The sequence below is a fragment of the Arenicella xantha genome (genome assembly GCF_003315245.1).
Taxonomy (GTDB): domain Bacteria; phylum Pseudomonadota; class Gammaproteobacteria; order Arenicellales; family Arenicellaceae; genus Arenicella; species Arenicella xantha.
Genome location: NZ_QNRT01000002.1, coordinates 627632 through 650382, shown reverse-complemented (window position 1 = coordinate 650382; position 22751 = coordinate 627632). Strand labels below are relative to the sequence as shown.

At 47.4% G+C, this 22751-nt stretch carries 14 protein-coding genes; 9 read left to right on the top strand and 5 right to left on the bottom strand.

Annotated features, from left to right (window positions below; genetic code table 11):
• Positions 1 to 50 precede the first annotated feature (50 nt).
• On the bottom strand, positions 51 to 563 hold the full coding sequence (locus DFR28_RS08635) for a hypothetical protein (protein WP_113953931.1): 513 nt from the start codon (positions 561 to 563) through the stop codon (positions 51 to 53).
• Between the two features lie 510 nt (positions 564 to 1073).
• Between DFR28_RS08635 and DFR28_RS08630 the strand changes: the two genes are divergently transcribed.
• The 4 genes from DFR28_RS08630 (at position 1074) to DFR28_RS08615 (ending at position 4696) form a co-directional block, all read left to right on the top strand.
• Positions 1074 to 1934: an Lcl C-terminal domain-containing protein gene (locus tag DFR28_RS08630; RefSeq protein ID WP_170132034.1), complete on the top strand. Its 861-nt coding sequence runs from the start codon at positions 1074 to 1076 to the stop codon at positions 1932 to 1934.
• Positions 1935 to 1998: 64 nt separating this feature from the next.
• Complete coding sequence (locus tag DFR28_RS08625; protein ID WP_170132033.1) at positions 1999 to 2481, top strand: Lcl C-terminal domain-containing protein; 483 nt, start codon at positions 1999 to 2001, stop codon at positions 2479 to 2481.
• A gap of 347 nt (positions 2482 to 2828) precedes the next feature.
• Positions 2829 to 4184 (top strand): nucleoside hydrolase-like domain-containing protein, encoded by a 1356-nt coding sequence (locus tag DFR28_RS08620; protein WP_342773297.1) that lies wholly within the window; start codon positions 2829 to 2831, stop codon positions 4182 to 4184.
• Positions 4185 to 4444: 260 nt separating this feature from the next.
• Positions 4445 to 4696, top strand: coding sequence for a GlsB/YeaQ/YmgE family stress response membrane protein (locus DFR28_RS08615; RefSeq protein WP_113953928.1), 252 nt, complete (start codon positions 4445 to 4447; stop codon positions 4694 to 4696).
• A gap of 747 nt (positions 4697 to 5443) precedes the next feature.
• On the opposite strand, the gene DFR28_RS08610 is transcribed toward DFR28_RS08615, so the two are convergent.
• Complete coding sequence (locus DFR28_RS08610; protein ID WP_113953927.1) at positions 5444 to 5929, bottom strand: hypothetical protein; 486 nt, start codon at positions 5927 to 5929, stop codon at positions 5444 to 5446.
• A gap of 383 nt (positions 5930 to 6312) precedes the next feature.
• Positions 6313 to 8952 carry a helix-turn-helix transcriptional regulator gene (locus DFR28_RS08605; RefSeq protein ID WP_113953926.1) on the bottom strand — a complete coding sequence of 880 codons (2640 nt, stop codon included), beginning with the start codon at positions 8950 to 8952 and terminating at the stop codon, positions 6313 to 6315.
• Positions 8953 to 9454: 502 nt separating this feature from the next.
• Here DFR28_RS08605 and DFR28_RS08600 point away from each other — a divergent pair.
• The 5 genes from DFR28_RS08600 to DFR28_RS08580 all read left to right on the top strand — a co-directional run bounded on the left by DFR28_RS08600 (position 9455) and on the right by DFR28_RS08580 (position 18449).
• A complete protein-coding gene (locus DFR28_RS08600; RefSeq protein WP_113953925.1) occupies positions 9455 to 11593 on the top strand; it encodes a choice-of-anchor Q domain-containing protein in 2139 nt (712 codons plus the stop codon).
• Between the two features lie 288 nt (positions 11594 to 11881).
• Complete coding sequence (locus tag DFR28_RS08595; protein ID WP_113953924.1) at positions 11882 to 12085, top strand: CopG family transcriptional regulator; 204 nt, start codon at positions 11882 to 11884, stop codon at positions 12083 to 12085.
• Between the two features lie 295 nt (positions 12086 to 12380).
• Positions 12381 to 13751, top strand: coding sequence for an efflux RND transporter periplasmic adaptor subunit (locus DFR28_RS08590; RefSeq protein WP_113953923.1), 1371 nt, complete (start codon positions 12381 to 12383; stop codon positions 13749 to 13751).
• Positions 13744 to 16878, top strand: a complete 3135-nt coding sequence (locus DFR28_RS08585) for an efflux RND transporter permease subunit (RefSeq protein WP_113953922.1) — start codon at positions 13744 to 13746, stop codon at positions 16876 to 16878. The genes DFR28_RS08590 and DFR28_RS08585 overlap by 8 nt, the downstream gene beginning before the upstream one ends.
• Positions 16879 to 17006: 128 nt before the next feature.
• Positions 17007 to 18449 carry a linalool dehydratase/isomerase domain-containing protein gene (locus DFR28_RS08580; protein ID WP_113953921.1) on the top strand — a complete coding sequence of 481 codons (1443 nt, stop codon included), beginning with the start codon at positions 17007 to 17009 and terminating at the stop codon, positions 18447 to 18449.
• 194 nt (positions 18450 to 18643) lie between these two features.
• On the opposite strand, the gene DFR28_RS08575 is transcribed toward DFR28_RS08580, so the two are convergent.
• A complete protein-coding gene (locus DFR28_RS08575) occupies positions 18644 to 20617 on the bottom strand; it encodes an ankyrin repeat domain-containing protein (RefSeq protein ID WP_113953920.1) in 1974 nt (657 codons plus the stop codon).
• A 342-nt stretch (positions 20618 to 20959) separates the two neighbouring features.
• A complete protein-coding gene (locus DFR28_RS08570; protein ID WP_113953919.1) occupies positions 20960 to 22687 on the bottom strand; it encodes a TolB-like translocation protein in 1728 nt (575 codons plus the stop codon).
• Positions 22688 to 22751: the final 64 nt, after the last annotated feature.

Genomic DNA, 22751 nt, shown 5'->3' with positions numbered 1-22751 from the left:
CAGCCTTGTGCGCTGCTATTCGGTTGCCTAGTTCGATTTCCTAGTAACGACTATTTGTGTCGTTTTATTCGGGTTATTCGAGTCTCATCGTCGACGCGCATTTTATACCCAAAACCGTCTTCGAAGATGGTGACATAGAAGTGGCACTCGCGATATCGACGTTTTGAGCGATCTGTTTGTTTCCATACTTGGCCACTGCTAAAAATATAGAACCATTTTCCGTCGTGAGCTTTTTGACACGATGTGACCAATCCACGAACGCCCACTGGGGTTTCAGTGTTGTCGTTAAATTTTCCGCCACCAATGTTGTCAGGTAATGTTTCTGGTTCCTTGTTGTTACTTGATTCTACCGATACTTGGGTATTGGGTTGTGCGACTGATTGCGCGAGCGCGTCAAAGCAACTGAGTCGTTCGGCATCTACCGATGCTGCTGAACAAGCTTGGATGTCGGTGATGATAGCCGGATAGTTTTTGTGGTTGCTTGACTCCGCATAGGCGAAAGGCAAAACAGCAAACATCCCAAAGTAAATTAGAGAGAGTATTCGGAGCTTAATATTGTTCATAACACATGCATAAAATAGGCATCGAGCTAGCTCGATGCTTGATTAAGAGTTAGCAGAATACTAACCCTAATTGAGCAACTCAAGTGACGATATTGTGATTAGTTTGGGTATGAGAATTAGGTCACGAGGGGAATTTGGTCGGACGCTTAGCTATAATGATGCGGTAACTAGGCTTAAACGTGTGGATGCTGGATCAGTATCACGGGTAACGTAGCCATGTGGAGTAATGATTATTCTCAGCTAGTTTTTTCCATTTGTTTGTCAATTTATGATAATTTGACGGCGGTAGGGGCTCAGTGATGAGCTTGGGGTACATAACCTTAGCGCGATGGAATCTATATGCCTAGTCCCTATAAAATAGTACCTAGTAAAGTAGTGACTCAACTACATAAAGGGCGCGTCTTAACCGCTCAGACCTTAATTTTTCAAATCTCAATTCCTCGAATCAATAGTTTAATTCGGAGCCTGTCATGGCGACGCTACCAAACTGTTGCAGTGAATGGTCACACCGTGAAGTCGAGAAGTCAGTGCACTGCGACGAAATGCATAAGTGGCATTTTAGCCTTACTATTATTGCCTACTAGCGCTGAGGTGGTGGCTCAGCAGCAGAGTTTACCGACTGGCGCTATGTCGTTATTGTTGTTAGATAACGAGCCTTCGGCACCAATAACTTCCGTCACTTACCGCCTTCCTGATTCCGGTGTGTTAATCGCAGGTAATTACCCAACTGGGAACAATGCTACTTGCAGTGGCGCTGTAGTTAGCCAACAGACATGCTCACACGGGCGTGACGTAAGCGACTACGACGATTCAGATGGCCGAGCAGGATTTAGCTACACCAAGCTTGATGTTAACGGTAACGACTTGCCCGCCTCAGCCGAAAGTTGGGCCTGTGTTCGAGACAATGTCACTGGCTTTGTTTGGGAAGTTAAGACTGACGATGGCGGCCTACGCGATACTGATAATACTTATTTTTGGGGCGGCATTAGTGCTGAGGGTCGTGGTGTCGACGGCGCACACGGAATTTACTATGATGATTGGAATCCGTTGATCGAGGCCGCAAACACCGAGCCGTTGTGTGGTTTCGACGATTGGCGAGTGCCTCATATTAAAGAGTTAGGAACCCTGCTTGACCGTGGCAAGCCTATCGGGCCCAGCATCGATACGAATTATTTCCCGAATACCCAAACTGATTACTACTGGAGTTCTACGCCAGGTCATCCTGAAAACGGCGATGACATCGGACGTGCGCGCCGCTTTGACTTCGACGATGCGGTGGATCGGTCTTGGTATCGCTCTGGGCAATATAGTCACTATCATGTGCGCTTAGTGCGAACTGATGACTATCAAAATTTCGACTCGGTGAAATAACATGATATTCAATTACCTATTAAAAAAATTTTCATGCGCGTTAACTTTTGTGCTTGTGTTAAGCGTGAGCAGCGTAGCCTACAGTCAGCAGACTTGTATCGACTATATAATTGATGACGTGCCCGATGCTCGATACATCGTCCATGCAGACTCCACGGTAACCGATAAATTAACCGGTTTGATGTGGGCGCGCTGCACCGTTGGACACTCTGGCCAATCTTGCGAGCTTGGTGAAGATGCCAAATTTAATTGGCGTGACGCTATGCAGGCTGCGGCCGACTCTGAATGGGCTGATTATCGAGATTGGCGTATTCCAAATGTGGACGAATACCGTAGCTTAGTAAACTACAGTTGCCGAAGCCCGGCCATTAATCTAGCAATATTTCCCAATGTTCAATCGAGAAATAATTTTTATTGGACAGCGGAGATTAGTTTGTTGAGTGGCCGAGACGACACCGCACCATTGTTTGACTTTTTAGATGGTATTCAAAATTCGAATTTCCGCACTGGTTTGGGCAAAGTGATGTTGGTGCGCGAGGTTGAATAATAGGCAAATGCAATTGTTATGACAGAAAATCAGCCGCATGATAAGCGCTTGTGGTTTTTTAAATGATAAGCTAGCTTGCGAATTTAGTGAAGCTGGGCATCTCGGTGTAAGCTTGATAACTCGTTAGCGTAAAGACTGTTTAAACGGCGTTGCGCTGTGTCTGCAGCGATGCATTGTGACAACTAACTAGGAATAGATAAATGCAGGGTATAAGTAATAAGTGGATCAGTATGCGCAATGATCTAATATCTCGTCTGTCTCGTTGCTGTGCTTTGCTGGTGATGGTGGTGCTTACGTCGAATCAGTTCGCGTCGGCGCAAGGTGATGCTGTCGATGAGTCAGTTGGTATGAAACACCGATTGTTTGTGTTGACTGACATCGGTGGTGACCCTGATGATCAAATGTCAATGGTTCGCCTGCTTACGTACGCTAACCATTTCGACATTGAAGGCTTGGTGGCAACCCCTACTGGTGCGGATAAAAATCAATTACACCCTGAGAAAATCCAGCGCATTATAAACGCCTATAGCCAAGTACGAGACAACTTGGAACGCCATGAGAAGGGGTTTCCTAGTACTGATGAGCTGCTGCGTGTGGTGTTTAAGGGCGTCCCTATTCATGATATGGCCGGAGTCGGTGAAGGTAAGGATTCTCCTGGTTCTGATCAGCTAATACGAGCAGTAGATCGTGATGATGATCGCCCTTTATGGGTGAATGTTTGGGGCGGCCCTAATGTACTTGCGCAGGCTCTATGGAAGGTTCGTAATACACGTACTGACTTGGAACTGCAGCAGTTTGTCAGTAAGTTACGCGTCTATGCCATATCTGATCAAGATAATAGTGGCCCGTGGATTCGCAAGGAATTTCCAAATTTATTCTATATAGTCACGCCCGGAGTAAATGCCGGAGGTGGCTTTCATCATGCTACGTGGATCGCAATTGGTGGCGATAATTTCCACGGCCGTTTTGGAGGCGCAAATTACCAGCTGGTTACTAATGAATGGTTGAATAAAAATGTGCGTAGCAAAGGTCCGCTGGGAGGAGTCTATCCACATTGGAAGTTTATGATGGAAGGCGACACGCCAGCATTTCTGTATTTGTTGAATAATGGCTTAAATGCACCAGAGAACCCGAATTGGGGAGGATGGGGCGGGCGCTACGAGTTGTATACCCCGCGTAAAGAGAAATGGTTTCTCGAAGAGGAGACCCGTCCAATCTGGACTAATGCTCAGGATGAAGTTTTTGGTACAGATGGCAAATGGCATACTAGTAATCACGCTAGTATTTGGCGTTGGCGCTCGGCATACCAAAATGACTTCTCAGCTCGAATGGATTGGAGTATCAAAGACTACAAGGATGCGAATCATCCACCGGTAGTGCAATTGGATCATCCAGCCTACATCGAGGCTGCGCCCGGTGAGCGCGTTGAGTTAAGTGCTACCTCGTCGCATGACCCTGATGGAGATGCGTTGTCGTATGCATGGTTTGTTTATGCTGAGGCTGGAACGCGAGGTATTTCGAATGCGAGCACTGGGGTAATGCTCGATATCAAAAATCATGATCAAGCAAAGGCTTGGTTTGACGTTCAAACCAAGCGTGTAATGCCGCCAGGTACCGGCACCATGCATATTATTTTAGCGGTGACGGATCATGGTACACCGAGACTCACGCGTTATTCTCGGGTGATCGTCAACGTTCAGTAAGCTGGTCTCGCTAACTAATTGTCGTGGCCTAAACAACGTACTGTATATGAAGCGACCCACCACCAATGACCAGCACAGAGACAAGGAAATCACTTTTCAAGGGTAAAGTCGCGAGGTCGTAGTACTGTCGTGAAATCTAGCGCATACTGCAAACGGCTTAAGCAATTTGGACAAGCGGCGCACTAAGCATAAGTCGTTGCTTCAAAATGAGTAGTTCGACTCCATCATGACAACAAAACATTAACTACAAAGGTGAATTTATGGATATCACAGGTCTAATTATATTTTTGGCAATTGGGGCCATCGCAGGATGGTTGGCGGGTACCTTAATGAAAGGTGGTGGCTTTGGCCTGCTCGGCAATATCGTCGTTGGAGTGGTCGGTGCGGTGCTAGGTGGCTATATATTTGGTGTTATGGGTATTGCAGCCGGAGGACTAATCGGTTCTATCGTGACGGCAACTGCCGGAGCAGCCTTCTTACTACTCGTTGTTCGCATCCTGAAAAAAGCATAATTGGCGGGCAGTGCCTTTAAATATTGGCTCATGTAGTTTCCGCTAGGCCAGTAGGCTCTAGTTCGGTATGTCAGCATGCGTTAACGGTAGCTTCATTGCTCGACTCTAAACGGTCGCTAGGACGGTATGAATTATTTTTGCTACAGGCTGCGCGGTTACTCGTAGCCGGCGGACTAGCTGCAACCAAATTGGAGAAGTGCTTCCTCTGGGGCCACGTCAATTCCGGTTGACGGAGGCCGGCATGCAACAAATTTTATAGGAATAGCAATTGTTGAATCGGAGTGAGTTTCATTGCTGGCCAGTGAAATTGTCTCAATCGTGCTTGACGTTAGAAAGGCTGTTGACAAATTCACAGTGAAGCCGCAGTTATTGATCCATGTGTACTCAATCTTTGTATAACTAGTATCCGTAAGTGCGATTTGAGTCCTTTTAGTGGTCTCGATGACGCAATGAGATACGTTGTTATCGACCATATCCTCTCCACCGCCGCTGGACGAGCCCCCACCACCACAAGAAGATAGAGTGCTAATGAAAAAGCAAGTAAGAATTATTCTATTCATGGTGTTTTGGCGGAGTGAGCGTCATGGCAGCGCGCAATTGTATACGATCACGTGATCTAAAGTAAGTTGATCTTTGGGCGTTTGTTGAACGCCCTTAGACAGCGGAAGAGCATCCATTTCGCCGCTCATGTATAACCAAACAGGCTGGAGACTTTTTTGATTGTTATCCGCCTAGTTGTCAATTCAACTAGAAAGGCGTGTTGTGGAAAAACTGTATTCCCTTTTTATCGCTAAGCTGCTTACTAAGGCTCAACGATTGTCTATATGCCGACATTTGGGCGGGCGTTGAAGCGGCTTTATCGCTGGTTACGGTTGTTAGAATAATCTCGAAATTATGAGCTGTGGCAACACTGGCCGTGCCTACTGCGTTAGTGATGAAACGTATGATAATCGACCGACTCGAGTTAGGAGCAAAGGTGGCATCGGTGATATTACAGCGATCAACTGATGCAATAATATTGTGCGAACGGTTACAGATCGTTGATGAATTGACTGTATCTAGGTCTAGCTGGATGGGCAAATTGGTTGAAATCTCAATACCCGTGATTGAGAACGGCTCATTGTTTTTAATTAGGCATGAAATTGAACCCGCTTGACCTACTACCAGCGTGGCTTGATCAAAACCTCCGGGGAGTTCGATTGGTGCGTCGTTAGTAATTGTGTAAGAAAGCACACCGTTTTAGCCAATGAATACAGAGCTTCGATTAAACTCGTCGACCACTGCAGCGCCACTGGCGGGCAGCGTGGTATTAGTCTAATTGTATCGGCCGTTGGCCACAGACAGCTCCGGCGAGGCGACGCAAGTATTAGATGAGTCGGCTTGATTGAGCAACAATCCGGGAGGATGCACGTCATTAATGCTAATTGAGCTAAACGGGCTGGTTGGCTGCGGTTATCGTGAGCGTTGTGTCTTCGCCGAGCTCTTGAAGGCTTGGGCTAGGTTAAGGAGTTGGAATGATTAGCCGTGTTGGTGTTACGAAATTAACTAAGTTTGAAACTAGTTAAGTAGTTAAGTTTTGAGTAAATGATATCGTTCAACATGAGGGCTGAGCGAGTTTAGCTACGCTGTTTAGGTTCCAACCACGGTTCCGATTGCACACGTAAAACAGCATCCATGCGAGAATGCACATTGAGCTTGCTTAGGATCGACGACACGTGATTTTCGATGGTTCGAGCTGACCTTGAAAGTGTGTCGGCGATTTGTCGATTGCTGCAGCCTTGCAAGACCATCGCGAATACCTGTTGTTCTTTGGCGGTTAACCCACAAGGGTGCTGTCGACTGGCGTTATAAGGTCCGCGCTTATTCTTGGTAATTAGGGCGGGCGCGTTTAGTCGATTCGCGTGGTGAGCTAGTTTGCCTTGCAAGCCGTGTGCTTGGCAACTTTGAATGATTTCAGAGGCACTGGTGATTTGTTGCAGGGTAGGACTAGCTTGTGCCAGCCAAGCATGTGCGGCATGGATTGGCATACCCATGTCGAGCCAACGTTTGGCTGCTTGATCTGCGTCGCCTTTAATTTCAAGTTCAATTGAGGCGGGTAGAGTGGCGGGGTTTGCCAACGAAAAGTTAAATCGATGGCACCATAATGCGAGTTCGGCACGCCAATTATCTAACATTGAATCAGCTTGCGTAGCTAATTGTTCTAAGTGTTCGAATGCTTCGCTGGTGTTGTCTTCAAGGTACGCAGCCTCAATAAAACTAAGTCGAGCAGGTACGCTGTATTGCGGTTCCCCCACTTCATTGGCCACTGCCAGTGCCTCTTTTCGGCTCTTCTTGGCGTCCGGTTGGCCGCGTCGCAATTGTGCTCTGGCTAGTACCAGGCTTGCAGGGAGTTTCATTAATTTAGTCTGGTGACTCAGGCCAAGAACGCCCAATGCAATAGACTCTGCATCCAGTAGGCGACCTTGTTCTAGGCGTAGTTGTGCTTGAATGCCAACTAGATAATAAGTCCAAGAGTCGAGCTCGTGTTGAATATCAAATGCGATACCTTCACTGATGATGTGTTCACCAAACTCAAGATGGTGGTACCGCATGGCGTAATCAGATAGGTTGGTGTAGACCCGTGCCGCGTGTTCGTGAAAGCCGTGCGCCAGAGCCAGTTCAAGGCTCGACAGTAATAGTGTTTTGCCTTCTTCGTTGCCGCGCATGACCTGGGCTGAGCCGATGTTAGTCATGGCGTGGATCCGGACTTCAATATTGTTTTGCTGGGTTTCCATTTCGAGTGCTTTCTCGCCCCAATAAATAGCATCACTCATGCGGTCGTTCAGCATGTCTAATTGTGAGCGAAAAGAATAGGCCATGGCACGTTCGCTTGAGGGAGGGCAGCTTTCTAAGGTGTCTATGGCGGCATCAGCGTAACGGTTGGCGGCGGTAGCTTCGCCTCGGTACCAATGTAGCCTAGAGAGCCAGCGCAAGTTCTCGCCTACTTTGTCGGGTCGTTGTTGAGCACGCCAAAGGGTAATTGCTAGCTTTCTAGCTTCGATCACTTCATTGCTTATTGATTGTGATAAACCGGATTCATAAGCCCAGTCTTCATACAGCTGTGCGGCGGTCTGCGTGTCTGCCGCGTCGACAAATTTCAGTGCCGTGGCCAGATACGAAGTGGCCTCTTTATGTGCGCCCTGCAGTGACGCTTGTTTGGCGGCTTGACTGGCATAGAGTAATACGGCTTGGCTATTCTGTGATTCAACGGCATGGTACACAAAGGTGCCAAGCTCAACATCGGTTTGTGTCTCAAGCGCTTTAAAAATGATTGCGTGTCTGGCGGGTTGCTGATGAGTCGGTATGCGCGTTTTAGTAGCGAGCCGTGCCAACTCATGGCGAAAGCGAAACTCATGCGACGTATCAATAATTAGTAGCCCTCGCGCCACGCAAGCCATTGCGAGCGTTTCCCCATGACCAGGAAATAACGCCGATAGAATCGCTGGGCTCGCACCAGTAGGAAGCAGGCTGATAGTTTCGAGAAAAGATGCCTCCATTGCAACGAGTCGATTTATCCGCGCATTAACCGCATCCTGAATGGATGATGGTAAGTCAGTCGCGTCGCTCGCTGGGTCGGAAAGTAACTCAGTCACAAAAAACGGATTGCCTTGAGTAATATCATACAAATTGTCGCTGGTCTGCCCCGCTTGATCTGCTAGTAACGCAACCGCACCAGCGCTCAGTGGTTCCAATGCTATTCGTGTGGTGTGAGCGTGGGGGAGTACTTCCAATGCCGAATATAATGGGTGTGTAGGAACGACTTCATCGGTGCGAAAAGTTAAGCACATTACACAGGAAATGAACTGAACCCGCCGCGCCAAATATTTAATAAAGTCAATCGTGGCGTTATCGGCCCAGTGCACATCTTCAATAATTAGAAAGTTATTTATTTTTGAGCGATCGAGCGCGTTAAGACAGGCTTTGAACACTTCATTTTGATCGCTGCTTTGACGCAAGACTGGCATCACCTTGTCGCCAATATCGCCGCGTAGATCGTATAGCGGTCCGAGTGGCTTTGGGTTGAATAGCGGATCGCACCCGGTCCAGTGTACTTCGTGGTCGTTGTCGAGCTGTTCGTGTGCAGCAGCCAATAACGTCGTCTTGCCGATTCCGGCTTCTCCACTGATCAGTATCACACCGCCGCGGCCGCGCTTACAACCTTCAATAGTTTCGAGAAGGCTAGCGAGTTGTTGGTCACGTTCTAGCAGGGTATGCATAGTCTATTTGTACCCTAGTTGAATCGGTTTTGCATCGAAAAATGAGTGATCAGGATATTTCAACTTAAAATCAAGTTTGGGTTGTCGTATCTTCGGAGTGCACTAGTGCCATGGTTATTGACTGGAGCCGTTGTTCGCCCGTGCGTGGCTTGCGGAAAACGTGAGCTAGGTAAATGCTAGTTGAAAATCGTGGCATTTAGATGTTCAAAACGCTCGTGTCATACATGATTTAGGTAATGAATATTGATACGGCTATTAGTTAATTTTACAGAAGTCTATTTTGAATGTTCGCTAGCGGTATTTCATGAGTGTAGATACCTAATTTTCGATTCCTTAGAGGGCACGATGCCCGCTAAAGCAAGCTAGATGCCAAATGATCGCTACCAAAACTAAAATATGGGTATGATGAAGAGTGTGGGGTAATTTCTCAACCGAGTGCTATGCGGCCCAATTAAGGAAGTGGCAGTGTGGTTAGGTTGGGAGTCAGGATAAAGGGTATAACATGCTAAACAGAACATGCTTAAAAGGATTCAATTCTTCAACTAGTATTACTTCAGCTGGATTTGAATTTACCAAGTTAACTTCGACTAGAGCGGCTTTTACTAAGGTAGCGTTGGCAGTATCGCTGGCGACATCTGGTCCGTTATCGGCGGCAACAATTAGTGTGAGTGGTGCTTGCACGCTCAAGAATGCGATCATATCGGCGAATCAGAATAGTCCGATTGGGGGTTGTTCAGCCGGCTCTGGTGCGGATACGATTTTCTTGCCCTCAGGGACCTTGACTTATTCCAACGCCGAGCCCGGAGTCGATATTTCAGGCGGCTCAGCATTGCCGGTTGTTGATTCACAAATCACTATACAAGGCAGTAATTCATCGTTAGCGCGGAGCGCGTCGCTAACGACTCCGGACTTTCGGTTACTTACGGTGGGCAGCGCCGGAAACCTTACGATTAACGATGTTGAAATAGTCAACGGGATGGCGCCATCTGGTGGCGGTATTCTTTGTACGCAAGCCACATTGACGGTGTCTAATTCTAATTTGCAGCGCAATAGCAGTTCCATCCAAGGTGGCGCTATCGCTAGCGACAATTGTTCATTGACGGTCAATGGCTTATCCAGTTTTTCAAATAACGTTTCGAATACCGGTGGCGCTATTTTTGCGCTAACGAGTTCGGTCTCGCTCAGCAACTCCGATATATCTGCGAATCAAGCAGAGACCGGTGGCGGTGTTGCTGTTGAATATTGCGTCACGACGATTAGCGATGTGCAAATCAATGACAACAGTGCGTCTAACGCTGGTGCATTGGCTCTCATAGATTCGGTCTCTAGCTATATCAGCGATTCCGAGTTCACTGGTAATCAGGCAGATGAGTCCGGTGGTGCGGTAGGCGTGAGTTTTGGTGTGGTCACAATCAAGCAAACGACTATGTCTGGCAATGAGGCTGGGTTTGATGGTGGTGCCATTTCGACCCAAGATGCTGATTTAACGCTTAGTAACAGTCAGTTGAGTGAGAACAGTGTAATGACTGGCGGCGGCGGTGGCATATACAGCCTCTCGAATATTACCCATATTGACAGCTCATCGGTCACCTTCAACTCCGCCAGCACTGGCGGCGGGGTTGATGGGCGGAACTCGACGCTAACCCTGTCAAACTCCACTCTGAACAGTAATGACGCGTCTAGCGGTGGTGCAATCTATTCGGGCTATTCAGAACTGTCGCTATCCGATAATAATGTGGCCAACAACCATGCCTTAGTTGCTGGTGGTGCTGTTTATGTGGCTAACAATGGACATGCAACACGGTTAAGTAATAACCTCATTAATCTTAACTCTACTGATGGTTATGGCGGGGGTATGGTGGTTGCAGCGTCGAGTGATGTTGTCATGACTCGAGACCGAATTATGAGCAATGCTGCTGATCAAGCGGGCGGTTTATTGATTGTAAGCAATTCTTCGGTCACATTGCGAGACGCTTCGGTTCAGAGCAATTCCGCTATCAACAGCTCCGGCGGGGTATCTATCGACGGTTCGGAGTTAACTATTGAACGCTCAACCATATCTGAGAATAGTTCGAATGTTGCTGCTGGAATTTCGGCTACCAATGGCTCCGCAATGAAATTGCTGAACTCAACGGTCTCGCTCAATACAGCAGGGTTTTCGATTGGAGGCATTCAATTGAGTAACTCCAATGCGTCGCTAGTTCATGCAACCGTGTTTCAGAACAGCGGTGGTAGCGACGCATCCGGTATTTATTGGGGAGGGGCGTCATCGAGTGTGTCTTTGCTTAATTCAATCATCGCCTTGAATGGTGTTAGTGATTGTAATGTGCCCGCTGACACCGGTTTGCAAGGAAACTGGTTTAGTGATTCATCGTGTTCTGGTGATGCCGATGGCGACCCACTGTTAGCGCCACTAGCGAACAATGGTGGTCCAACTGAAACCCACGCACTGGTGGCAACTTCGGGTGCTATCGATTTAGCGCTAACTAGTTTTTGTAAAGTTCCAATCGGTAAGGTAGATCAGCGTGGCTACCAACGAGACGGGGCGTGTGATAGTGGGGCTTACGAGTTTGGCGCGAGTGACATCACTTATTATGTGATTCCGTTGCCCAGCGGCGACACGGTGGTCATACCATTGTAGGGGCTTACGATTGCTAGATTAATGAATGACGACGATTAGCTCGATAAACCCACAGTTTATATGAGAGTAGTATTATTTTCTCCACTGATCAGGGTTGTGGTGTTGTCAGTGACATCGTCGATTAATCGGCCTGTGGTTACTGTGAATGCAGCGTTGATCAGTCTGCTCGATTCGGTTTGTTTAAAAAAGTCGGGAGTCAAAATGTGTCCTTTTATTATTCTCGAGTGTTAATCATATGTGATCCATATGGTAATATGCCGCTGTTTTTAAGACACCGAGAAAAAGCTAATGGAAAAGCGAACCGCACGACTAACTGTGCTAGTTGACCCAAAGAAAAAAGCAATATTTGAAAGACTCTGTGAGTTGGATGACATAACGCCATCTCAAAAGATACGTCAATTCATGCGCGACTATATGGAGCAACACGTGGGGCCGAACTGGCAAGATAAAGTTTTGTTGGATAATTCAACTGACGATGTGTCTGGCGTCTGATTTTTCTTATTGCCGCGCAGAAGTAGATTTATTTAGTATTTTCTAACGCGTTAAGGTGCTGTAAGTTTGTTGTTGGTGGCCAAGAAAGGTCGTCTATTTCGGGGGAGGTCAGGTTGCTTGTTACATCGCGAACTCTCTTTATAGATAGGCTCTGACTCTATCCTACCTAAGTCTTAATGAGCGTCGTTTTCGGCTAATGCTTTTTCTGCATATGTTTTGCTAAAAAAACTTTTTTAGCAGGAGTTTCGCTGCTCGTGCGTATCATTAACTATGGCCAAAAACCAATCGCATAGTAATGACTAGAGAAAACTCAGAAATATCAGAAAATACTGTTGAATCAAACCACAAGGGTGGTTCTGAACATCGCATAGGCAAGCGCCTCGTTGATCGGTTTAAAGGTAAAGCAAAAGTGGTGGTGCCGCTGACTATCTTGCTGGTCACTGCGATGATTATTGTGTTCTTTTTGCTGAATCAACCCGTTAGTGAACGACGTCGTGGCGACTTAACTCCAACCCTCTCAGTGTCGGTGCACGATGTTGTGAGTAGCGAGTTTCGAGTTAAGATTAAAAGTTATGGCAGTATTCGACCGCGAACGGAAACCTCGCTGTTTTCTCAAGTCAGTGGTCAGATTACCTATATTGATGAGAATTTACGCCAAGGTAGCTTTTTCAAAAAGGGTGATGTGTTACTTGAAGTCGATGATCGAGACTATGCTTATGATGTCAAAATTTCCGAAGCGAATCTTGCCAGTGCGCAACAAGTATTGTCTGAAGAGCTTGCTCAATCAAAGCAGGCCGAACTGGATTGGCAGCGGTTAGGCAATACCACACCACCGACAGACTTGGTGCTACGTAAACCGCAATTGCAAGCTGCTAGATCGGCATTGGCGTCGGCCGAAGCGGCGGTGGCCAAAGCTAAATTGAATCTCGCGCGTACCAAGGTGATTGCTCCGTATTCAGGTCGAGTATTGGAAAAGCTGGTTGATGTCGGACAATTTGTAAACGGCTCGACACAGGTCGCGCGGATATTTGCATCGGACTACCTAGAGGTGCGTCTTCCTATCGCTGGGTCGGATTTGAAGTTTATCGACCTACCTGAGACCTATCATGATGCGAGGGAAGTTTCACAGACTATCAGTGCTGAGATATTTTCTTCGCTGTCTGAAAATGCACAGCCGTGGCTTAGCAAAGTAGTAAGAAGTGAGAGTGCAATCGATGAAAACTCTAGGCAGCTAAACGTAGTCGCCCAAATCGATGATCCCTTTGGTTCGCAGAATAAGGGGCGTGTTCAGTTAAAAATTGGCGAGTATGTGACGGCCGAAATACAAGGGAAGACATTGCCGAACGCTATTGTTGTGCCGTACACAGCGATTTATCAAGACTCCTACGTTTACGTGGTTGAAAATGGTGTGGTTATACGAAGAGCCGTCACGGTATTGTGGAAAGACGAAACGCAGGCAATCATTGGCTCGGGGTTAAGTGCCGGTGATCGCCTAGTCACTACCGCGCTTGGGCAGGTTGCATCGGGTACTAAAGTGAATATCGAAGGCGAAGCGAAGAGCCAAGGGCAACGCGGTGCGGGACGACGAACAGATAAGTCAGCGTCAGAATCTAACAGACCTAAGCGAGTAAAATCGAGCGACTCCGCTGGAGCAACTAATGATTGAATGGTTTGCTAGAAACTCAGTAGCTGCAAATCTGCTGATGATCACAATTCTGTTAGCCGGAGCGATTACTCTTAGTTTCAATTTAAAGCTTGAGATCTTTCCAACCTCGGACCCTGAAAGCATTTCAGTGTCGGTAAGTTTACGTGGTGCCACACCAGAAGATATGGAGCTCGGTGTGGCGGTGCGTATTGAAGAAGCATTGCAAGGGCTCGCTGGGATTGATGAAATCCGCAGCAATTCGCGTGAAGGCTCGGTGTCTATCAGTATTGAAGTAAATGAAGACTATGATCCGCGTGAGATATTAGACGATGTTAAGAATCGTGTAGATGCCATAAGCACGTTACCGTCTGAGGCGGAGCGGCCAGTGATTGCCTTAGCGCAGCGTCGGCGAGAAGTAATCTCGGTCGCCGTGACAACTGAATACGGTGAACAAGAGACTCGCTTACTTGCTGAGCAAGTGCGTGAAGATCTTTTACGAATCGATGGTATTTCTCAAGTTGAGTTAGACTCGGTACGTGGTTATGAAATCGCTATCGAAGTCAGCCAAGATAAACTTCGTCGTTTTAATCTTACGATTTCCGATGTGGCTAATGCCATATCGGCTGACTCTCAAGACATGTCGGCAGGTAACGTTAGAACCGTGGGAGGCGACATCTTGCTGCGTTCCAAAGGGCAGGCTTATCGCTATGCGGACTTTGCGAATATTGTAGTCAAGGCTGATGTTGATGGCGCCATCGTGCGCGTTAGCGATGTTGCTACCGTCAATGATGGATTTCAGGAAGAGGCCTTGCTGGCACGATTTAATGGTGAAGTGGCGGCCATGATCGACGTATACCGAACTGAAGAGGAAGACTCTATCGCCGTGGCGAAATCCGTTCGAGACTACATCGACCTTCGACAAGCAAGCTTACCAACTGGCGCAAAAATTGAATACTGGGACGACGACTCAAAGGCGCTCAAGTCGCGTTTGTCTACGCTGGGCAGCAGTGCCTTACAAGGCGGCCTGCTAGTTATCATTTTATTGGCGCTATTTCTCCGGCCAGCGGTAGCTTTTTGGGTGACACTCGGTATTCCGGTGACCTTTATGGGCGCCCTCGCCGTGATTGACTTGATGGGAGTTAGTATCAATGTCATGAGCTTGTTTGGTTTTATCACGGTGCTTGGAATTGTGGTGGATGATGCCATTGTGACCGGCGAGAGTGTCTATTCGCGGTTACGCAATGGTGAAGATGGGTTGCAAGCCTCAATCAAAGGAACTAAGTCGGTTGCAGTGCCGGTGACGTTTGGAATTTTGACGACGGTTGCTGCGTTCATCCCAATCTCACAACTCGAAGGTCGGTTGGGCGCTATTTTTTCGCCGATTCCAGCGGTTGTGATTCCGGTGTTGCTGTTCTCGTTAATTGAATCGAAGTTCATTTTACCCGCGCATTTAAAGCACATTAAGATTCGCGACCCGAACAAAGTAGGGCGTCTGTCACGATGGCAGATGAATTTTGCGCAAGGCTTTGAGGGCCTTATTCTTAAATGGTACAAGCCAGCGCTCGAGCGTGCTATTGAGTATCGGTATTCGGTGCTCACTGGGTTTATTTGTCTGTTTTTTATCATTTCTTTTTCTATTTCGACAGGCTGGTCGCGATTCGTGTTTATTCCGAGTATCGAACGAGATGGTGGTCAGGTCACTCTGGTAATGCCTACCGGAACGCCGTTTGAAGTCACTGACCGCCATATGCAACGTTTTATGCAGGTTGGGTTAGAGCTACAAAAAGAGCTAACCAACGGGGAGGGCGGAGAGCCAATAATTACGCATATTTTTGCGACCACCGGGAACGGCGGTTCGTCGCATGTTGCATCGCTGCGATTCGAAGGCATTCCAAGAACTGAGCGATTGGTTGATGTGTCGAGTATCGAGATAATGCAAGCGTGGCGAGAGCGCGTAGGCGATATACCTGGAGCCGAGTCATTGACTTTCCGGTCGCGTGGCTTCAGTGCTGGTGAGCCCATCAATATAGAGTTACGTGGTCAGTCTTTCGACGAGCTGTTGGAAGTGTCCAACCAACTCAAAGAGCGTTTAGCTGAGTTTAATGGTGTGTTTGATATCGCTGACACACTGGCTAATGGTAAGCAGGAAATTCAAATAGAGCTCACGCCTAATGCCCATTTGTTAGGACTCACGCGTAACGATATTGTTGGGCAAGTAGGGCAGGCCTTTAGTGGGTTCCAAGCGCAACGAATTCAGCGTGGGCGCGATGACGTTCGTGTGCTTGTACGCTTTCCAAAGTCGGAACGCAGCACTACTGACACCTTGCAAGACATGCTGATCACGGCGCCTAATGGTCAGAAAATCCCGTTATCAAATGTTGCTACTTTGTCGCCTGGGCGTGGTCCGAGCGAGATCATTCGAATCGACCAGTATCGTACCGTTACGGTGTCGGCAGATGTCGACAAAGAGGCGACTAATATGACAGTGATCAATCGTGAAATAGATGAGTTCTTGGAGCAGGTGTTGGCTCAGCATCCGAACGTGCGCGTTAAGTTTACTGGCGAGGCTGAAGAGCAACGAAAAGCGTTTTCAAGCGTTACGGTCAGCTTATTGGTGTTGATTTTTGCTATTTATGTGCTACTTGCACTGCCGCTAAAGTCATACGGTCTGCCGTTAGCGGTGATGTCGGTGATCCCATTTTCATTAGTTGGTGGAGTACTGGGGCATTGGTTAATGGGCATCCCGATTTCGCTGTTAAGCATATTGGGCCTACTGGCATTATTGGGCGTGGTGATTAACGACAGTCTAGTCTTAGTCGATTACATACGGCAATTGCGCATGCAAGGCAGCAGCCTGTTAGATGCGGTACGCCAAGCTGGGGTTTCTCGATTTCGCCCGGTACTACTGACCTCTTTAACAACGTTTTTTGGCCTAATACCGTTAACGTTTATCAGTAAAGGGGACGTTAGTGCGGCATTTTTGCAACCAATGGCAGTATCGCTTTCATTTGGAATATTATTTGCCACGGTGATCACCTTGTTTTTTGTGCCGATCAACCTGCTAGTGGCTAGAGATGTAAAACGACTTCTAGCTAATCGGTTTGGTCGAGATGAAACGCCGGATGCGATGGTTTCACCACATGACTAATTGAGGGCCAGCGCCGTAGGTAATTGTCGGCGCTGGATTCAACATGATGTTCCAGTTTTCTTCTGACTGGCTATTTCAAAAGATATTAGTAATACTGTCCAGCACCGCTAACCTTCTTTGGTATTGCAATGGTATCAGCACTAATATTTAGAAAATTCAGTGTGCGACTGTTACTGGCCATGATTATCGTTGGTCTTATCATTTGGGGCGCCGTTCGCTTTCTGCCCTTAGGTTTTCCAGACAGCGCAGCCTATTTTGAACCGATGCCGGAGCGTCGTCTCCAGTCTGATGAAATTGGGCAACTGCGTAGCGTCACCGAAGACTATTTCAAATTGTCATTATCCGGCGATGATTTCGCTGACTGGAATACTGAACAACAGGATTTTTGGAAGTATTCGATAGCATTCGCGGCATATGGTTTACCGTCTGCGATGATCATCGATCCTGACAATCAAGCTGAATATAAAGCCTTGATGGATATGATGATTTGGAAGATGAAGTCGAAGAAGGTTTGGGGCGATTTTACTGATCGTGGCTTCGGGGCCGACCCTATTTCAGTGCAAAATATTATGTACAAGGGGCATCTTAACTTGATGTATGGCCTCTACCAAATGTCTACTGGCGACGTGCGTTATGCCCGTGAATTTACTTGGTTGACCCAGCAGATTGCAGATGAAATGCGGCTCCATCACGAAGGAATTTATGAGGGCGTTACTTGCGAACCGAATGCTTGGTTTGTTGAGTGCAACACAATCAGTATGTTGAGTTTGCATATCTACGACCGTCTGTATGGAACGGCGTATACCAGCAACGAAATACAATGGTCGTTAGATTTTATTATGAAACGTATGCGCGACCCTGAAACTGGCTTGTTTTACCGCGCTTACTTGCCAAACCATGACCTCGTTAAAAAGCAAATCAGCGGCTATGCCAATGCTTGGATTCTTACTTTTTTGACACCGTTTACGGGCGACGAGTTAGATGAGCTTTACCCTTCATTTAAGGAAAATTTAGTCGAAGAGTTTGGCCCGTATGCAGCGGTACTCGGACAAACTGAAGGGGATCCAGACCAAGTTGCACAGATATTCGGTTTATGGGCTGCGAAGGAATTTAACGACCCTGAACTGTTTGGCAAATTACGCAATGCGGTCGATAAATTTGGCCGGCTGGGGCCGGAGGTTGAAAGTGCTGGGTTGGCGTATGATGATCCGAACAGCGTGCTGATCAACGGCGTTATTGTCGCCAGTAAAATGCACCTTGGTTGGCAAGCGGTGTTGGATTACGATTGGGGGTATGGCGATGAGTTTGCTCAAATTCCTGATGTTAGTGAGCTGAGCTGGCGAGATATTTTGCCGACGCGTAGTTATGCCATGGGCGATGGGCATACGTTACCGACAGCCGACGAGCAACGGGCCTGCCCAGCCTGCTTTTGGGGCGATTTTAAGTCAATCCGTATGCAGGTGGATCAACGCCAAGCCAATTGCCCGACTGATGCCGCTGACAGCGCTAGCTGTGGTTTGGAATCGTTAGATGAATCGATTCTTGAGCGTGACTTAGCGCCAGGTATGTAGGAATAGTCACTGCTGGTAAAGTCATGTTTCACCGTTACTTGCCGTCAATGCCAACTCTCCGAGTGAACGGTGTTGATGGCAGCTTGGCTATCGATACCTAATTCCCAGCAGGCGTCACGGCATAAATAATCAAATCGGAGACTCAGGCGAAAACTTCAAATACCATTCATTTAGCCAACTCAAGGCTAGCTTGCTTAAGCCCGCTTTTCGGCGACTTTGTCGAGATCCGCTGGGTCACCACCAAGCGCTTCAATCACTGCCTGGTATTTTTCTTTAAGGACGGTGTCATTTTTCCAGAATCGAGTGAGGCGTCGGCCCTCGCGAATAGCGAGATCCAGTGCTGTCAATCCCTGTTCGTTTTTGAGTGATTTTTCCGCACCTCGATTTATTAGCAGTTTGACTAATTCTGGGTGAGATCGGCTAGCGGCTTTCATCAGCAAGGTCTCACCTTTGTTACCAACGTGGTTAACATCGATGCTGGTTTTGAGAACCGCATCTATTACACGTGCAGCGAACTTAAGTCGTAGTTGGCGGTCTTGTTGGTTTTCAGTTTTTGTTCGAGCAACATTGTTGGGAGCCGCGAACACGATTGCATGATGAGCCAGGCTATTTCCGTTTGATGACAGCGATGACAAGTCTAAGCCGTGTTTTAATAGAAGGCTGAGCATTTGGTCGGCCTCTGCCGGACCGCCCTTGAACTCATTGTCTTCTTTGGTTCGTACTGATTTGCTTAAGGCGTTATAAATATCGGTATGATATTTATGCTCCGGTAGAGTCATGCCGGAGTCGAATAAAAATGCTAACACCTGTGGGTTACCGCCTTGAATCGCATAAGTCCATGCTCGACGCGGTTCGGCAAACGAAAATTGTGCATCGGCCACGGCCTTGACAATTTGGTAGTTGCCGCCTTGTAACGCTGCGTCGGCTAGGTAGTCCTGTTCCCACTGAGGAAATTTTGACGCGTTTTCAGGGCGTAACAGTGCGCCATTATCGCGCAAGGTCGAGAACACCACCGCGTTACCGCTAAGGGCTGCTGCAGTTAGGGGTTCGGCAAAATCGAGGCTTACCGCGTTTTGTGTTCCGTTGGCGTCAACTCCGGCGGCTAATAAGGCCGTAACTACCGGTAACAAATTGGCTCGTGCCGCCAACGTGATTGGAGCTTGACCGCTGTCGTCGGGTCTTGATGGATCGGCACCAGCTTTTAACAATGTTAGTGCCGCGTCAGACAAGCCTTCATTAATCGCAAGGCTGAGTGGTTGATCGTAATATTCTTCGTTGTAGTTCACTCGGTTGCCATTTAGCGCAAGTACTTCGGTCAGTAGCTGAGCATCGGCATGATTGCTGAGCACTGCGTCTAGCAGCCACTTATCGAATAGCAAATTCTCACCAAACGGGTGCGCTCTTAATGTTTTGAGGGCACCGTTATAGTCCTTGTTATCGAGTAAGTCCCAAATGTTAGTTTGAAAGTCAGGGTACAGTTCTTCGTCACTGAGTTCCTGTGTAAAGAAGCCTCGATAGTTGAGCTGACTAAATTTCTTTAGGTCACAATCTAAATAAAAGGAGCGATCGACATACACTGCCGCACCGTGTTTTGATAACAACCACGCGAAGTATGATTGATCAGTTTCATGTTGCATCACATGCCCGCTGTCAAATTCACACAATGCCAGTGCAATAGCGTTTTTGACTGCGTCGGTTTTGCCGTTGTTGCCAACTTCTAAGCAGTATTCTTGATTCTCTGGGTCGTTGGCTTCTTCGTCGCTGTCTTGATAGTCTCGGAGGCAGACCTTGCTTTGCATATCTGCGAAGTTGTCGAGTGACATGCCGGTCTGTTGGCTGGTATCTACGAGTATCTTAGCGGCCTTAACGCAAAGTGCGCTTTCATCGCCATTTGAAACGCTGGCAAGTTGCGTGATTTCACTTTCACAGATGGCTTGGTATTCGCTGCTTAACGCTTCGAGATCACCAAGGTCTTGTGCTTTATATGATTCGGCCTCGGCTTCGATGAATGCTTCTTGTTCAGCTAGCTCTTGTTCGTACTGGTGTTCACTCCACCAGCTGTAGGCATATGCAGCTATTATCAATAACCCGATGACTAGCCAGATCGCACTGAATATAAATTTAACGATTTTGACAATAATGGCGACGAGTTTGCTGAGGAAGTCCATGAGCGTGCTATCCAGTTGGTATATATAGAGAGAGTCTTAAGTTGTCTGCGACGTCTGAGCTGGAAAACAATCGCAGCAGCGTTACGCGTGGCAATAGATGCAAGGCATATTTGCCAAGACTAGCGGTCGGATATTATAGGGTTAAGCACGGTCGAGTGCCATACAAAGGCTGAAGTCAAAGGAGTTGTGACAGCTGTTGTGACAGAAGTTGGATTAGCGCTCGCCGTCATTTCCGAAAGAGCGCTCTATCCCGCGTATAGTCAGTTTATAGTTAAGCAATAAATACACGGGGTAGGGCGAAAGTTCATGTTAACTCAGCTTTTATGAGCTCCTGCTTGTACGTTATAAACAAAAAGTGACGACCTTATTATTGCTGGCTACCGTTACAAAACATATTTCGTCGTCTATTTTTCGCACTACGAATAGGCCGCCAAGTCCGCTGGCTATCTGTTCAGCTGCATACACAATACTGCTTGAATCGGCGCTGATACGGACGATGTTCTTATCGCTTAAAAAAGTAGTACCGATTCTTCCGCCATCTGGCAGTGCCGCATTGAGTTTTAATGGCGGCTGCTGACCATCAAGCGTTGCAAGGTATAACTCGTAGATGTCGTCCTCTTGATTGGCTATGTAGACGACGTACTCGCTATCTGCGCTAAGCTTAAATGACGACTGCACATATTGATCATTTACCAGCATTGGTGTGAGGTCTACCGCCGCATTTGCGGTATCAAGCGGTGCCGTGTACAGCTTAGTTAAATTATCGGCCACTGAATCATCGATCCTGAATGTGACTGACTGACCGTCTGGACTGAGCTCGATTTTGTCAAATGTAGCAACTGATTGGCCCACTACCAGATCTTGATGTAATTTGATAGCGCTGGTGCTCGGTCCGTTAATCGGTACTGCAAATATCTCACTAACATTGTTAATGTGCATATCGGCTTTGAATACTACCGTTGACGAGTCTGAGCTGATTTCATAGTACTGCGATACATCACCGTCGAACACGGGAATGGGGCTAATTAAAACGGGCTCAGTGCTTCGGTCGATGGGAACACTGTATAGCAGGTCCGAGCTTGATCCCGCAGAGCGATAGACGATAGTTGTTCCATCGGCGCTGATTCGGCTATCTCTGACTGATTCACCATCAGAATCATGATTCAGTCGAATGGCACTCTCTTTGGGACCATTAATTGGAATGCTGTATAAGTTGTAAACGTCATTAACTCCTTGGTTTGAAACAAAACTTATCGTAGTACTGTCAGGGCTAAACATGATAGACCCCGATATTCTGCGATTATTGGTGTTGAGGTCAGTCAATTGCACCGGCTCTGAGGAACGGTCAATTGGTACGCTATATAACTCAGCTACAGTAGAGCCTGGAGGGCGAGCGAAGTAAACAACAGTCGAGCTATCAGGGCTAATATAAAATCCACCGACGCCTACGACTGAGCTCTCGTCAGGGGGATCTAATGGCCCGCTGAGCCTTACTCGGCTTGAGCTAGGGCCGGTGATTGGCACTGAGTATAGTTCTCGTAAATTATTTTGTCTTTCTTCTGATATAAAGACGACTGTGTGGCCGTCAGGTGAAATTTCCGGTCGAGCCACCTCTTTTCCGCTACTAAGCGCCGGAATAAGTTGCACTGCTGGCTCACTCATATCGCTGACCTGACTATTCAAGCGATTCGCAGAGGTGAAAGGGCTATTTGATGTGGTGTAAACCACGTACTTCCCATCAGCGCTCATGTCATAGTCTCTAAGGTTACTAGTATTGATGCGCGTTGCTTCTGCATTGCCGCTGAGCGGTGCGACTCGCAGTTCCCCATACTGAGTTGATAGGTTTGTCACGTGATAGATCATGCGTTTTGAGTCCCCGCCAACCTCAAACTGAAGTACCCTCTCATTTGTGCGCAAGATATGATTGAGTTGTTTAGGATCGCTAAATTCGAGACCTTCTGCATAAGATTGAGCGCCGATAGCAAATGCCAGTAATCCTACTGTGCAAGCGGATATCGGCCTAGAGCGAGTAGCCGACCGCATTGTTCGGTATTCTTTGATGAAAATCATTAACGTTGACCAAGTGTTTAATTGAAGGTCATAATGCTGTCACATGTCCACTAAGTCACTCAAT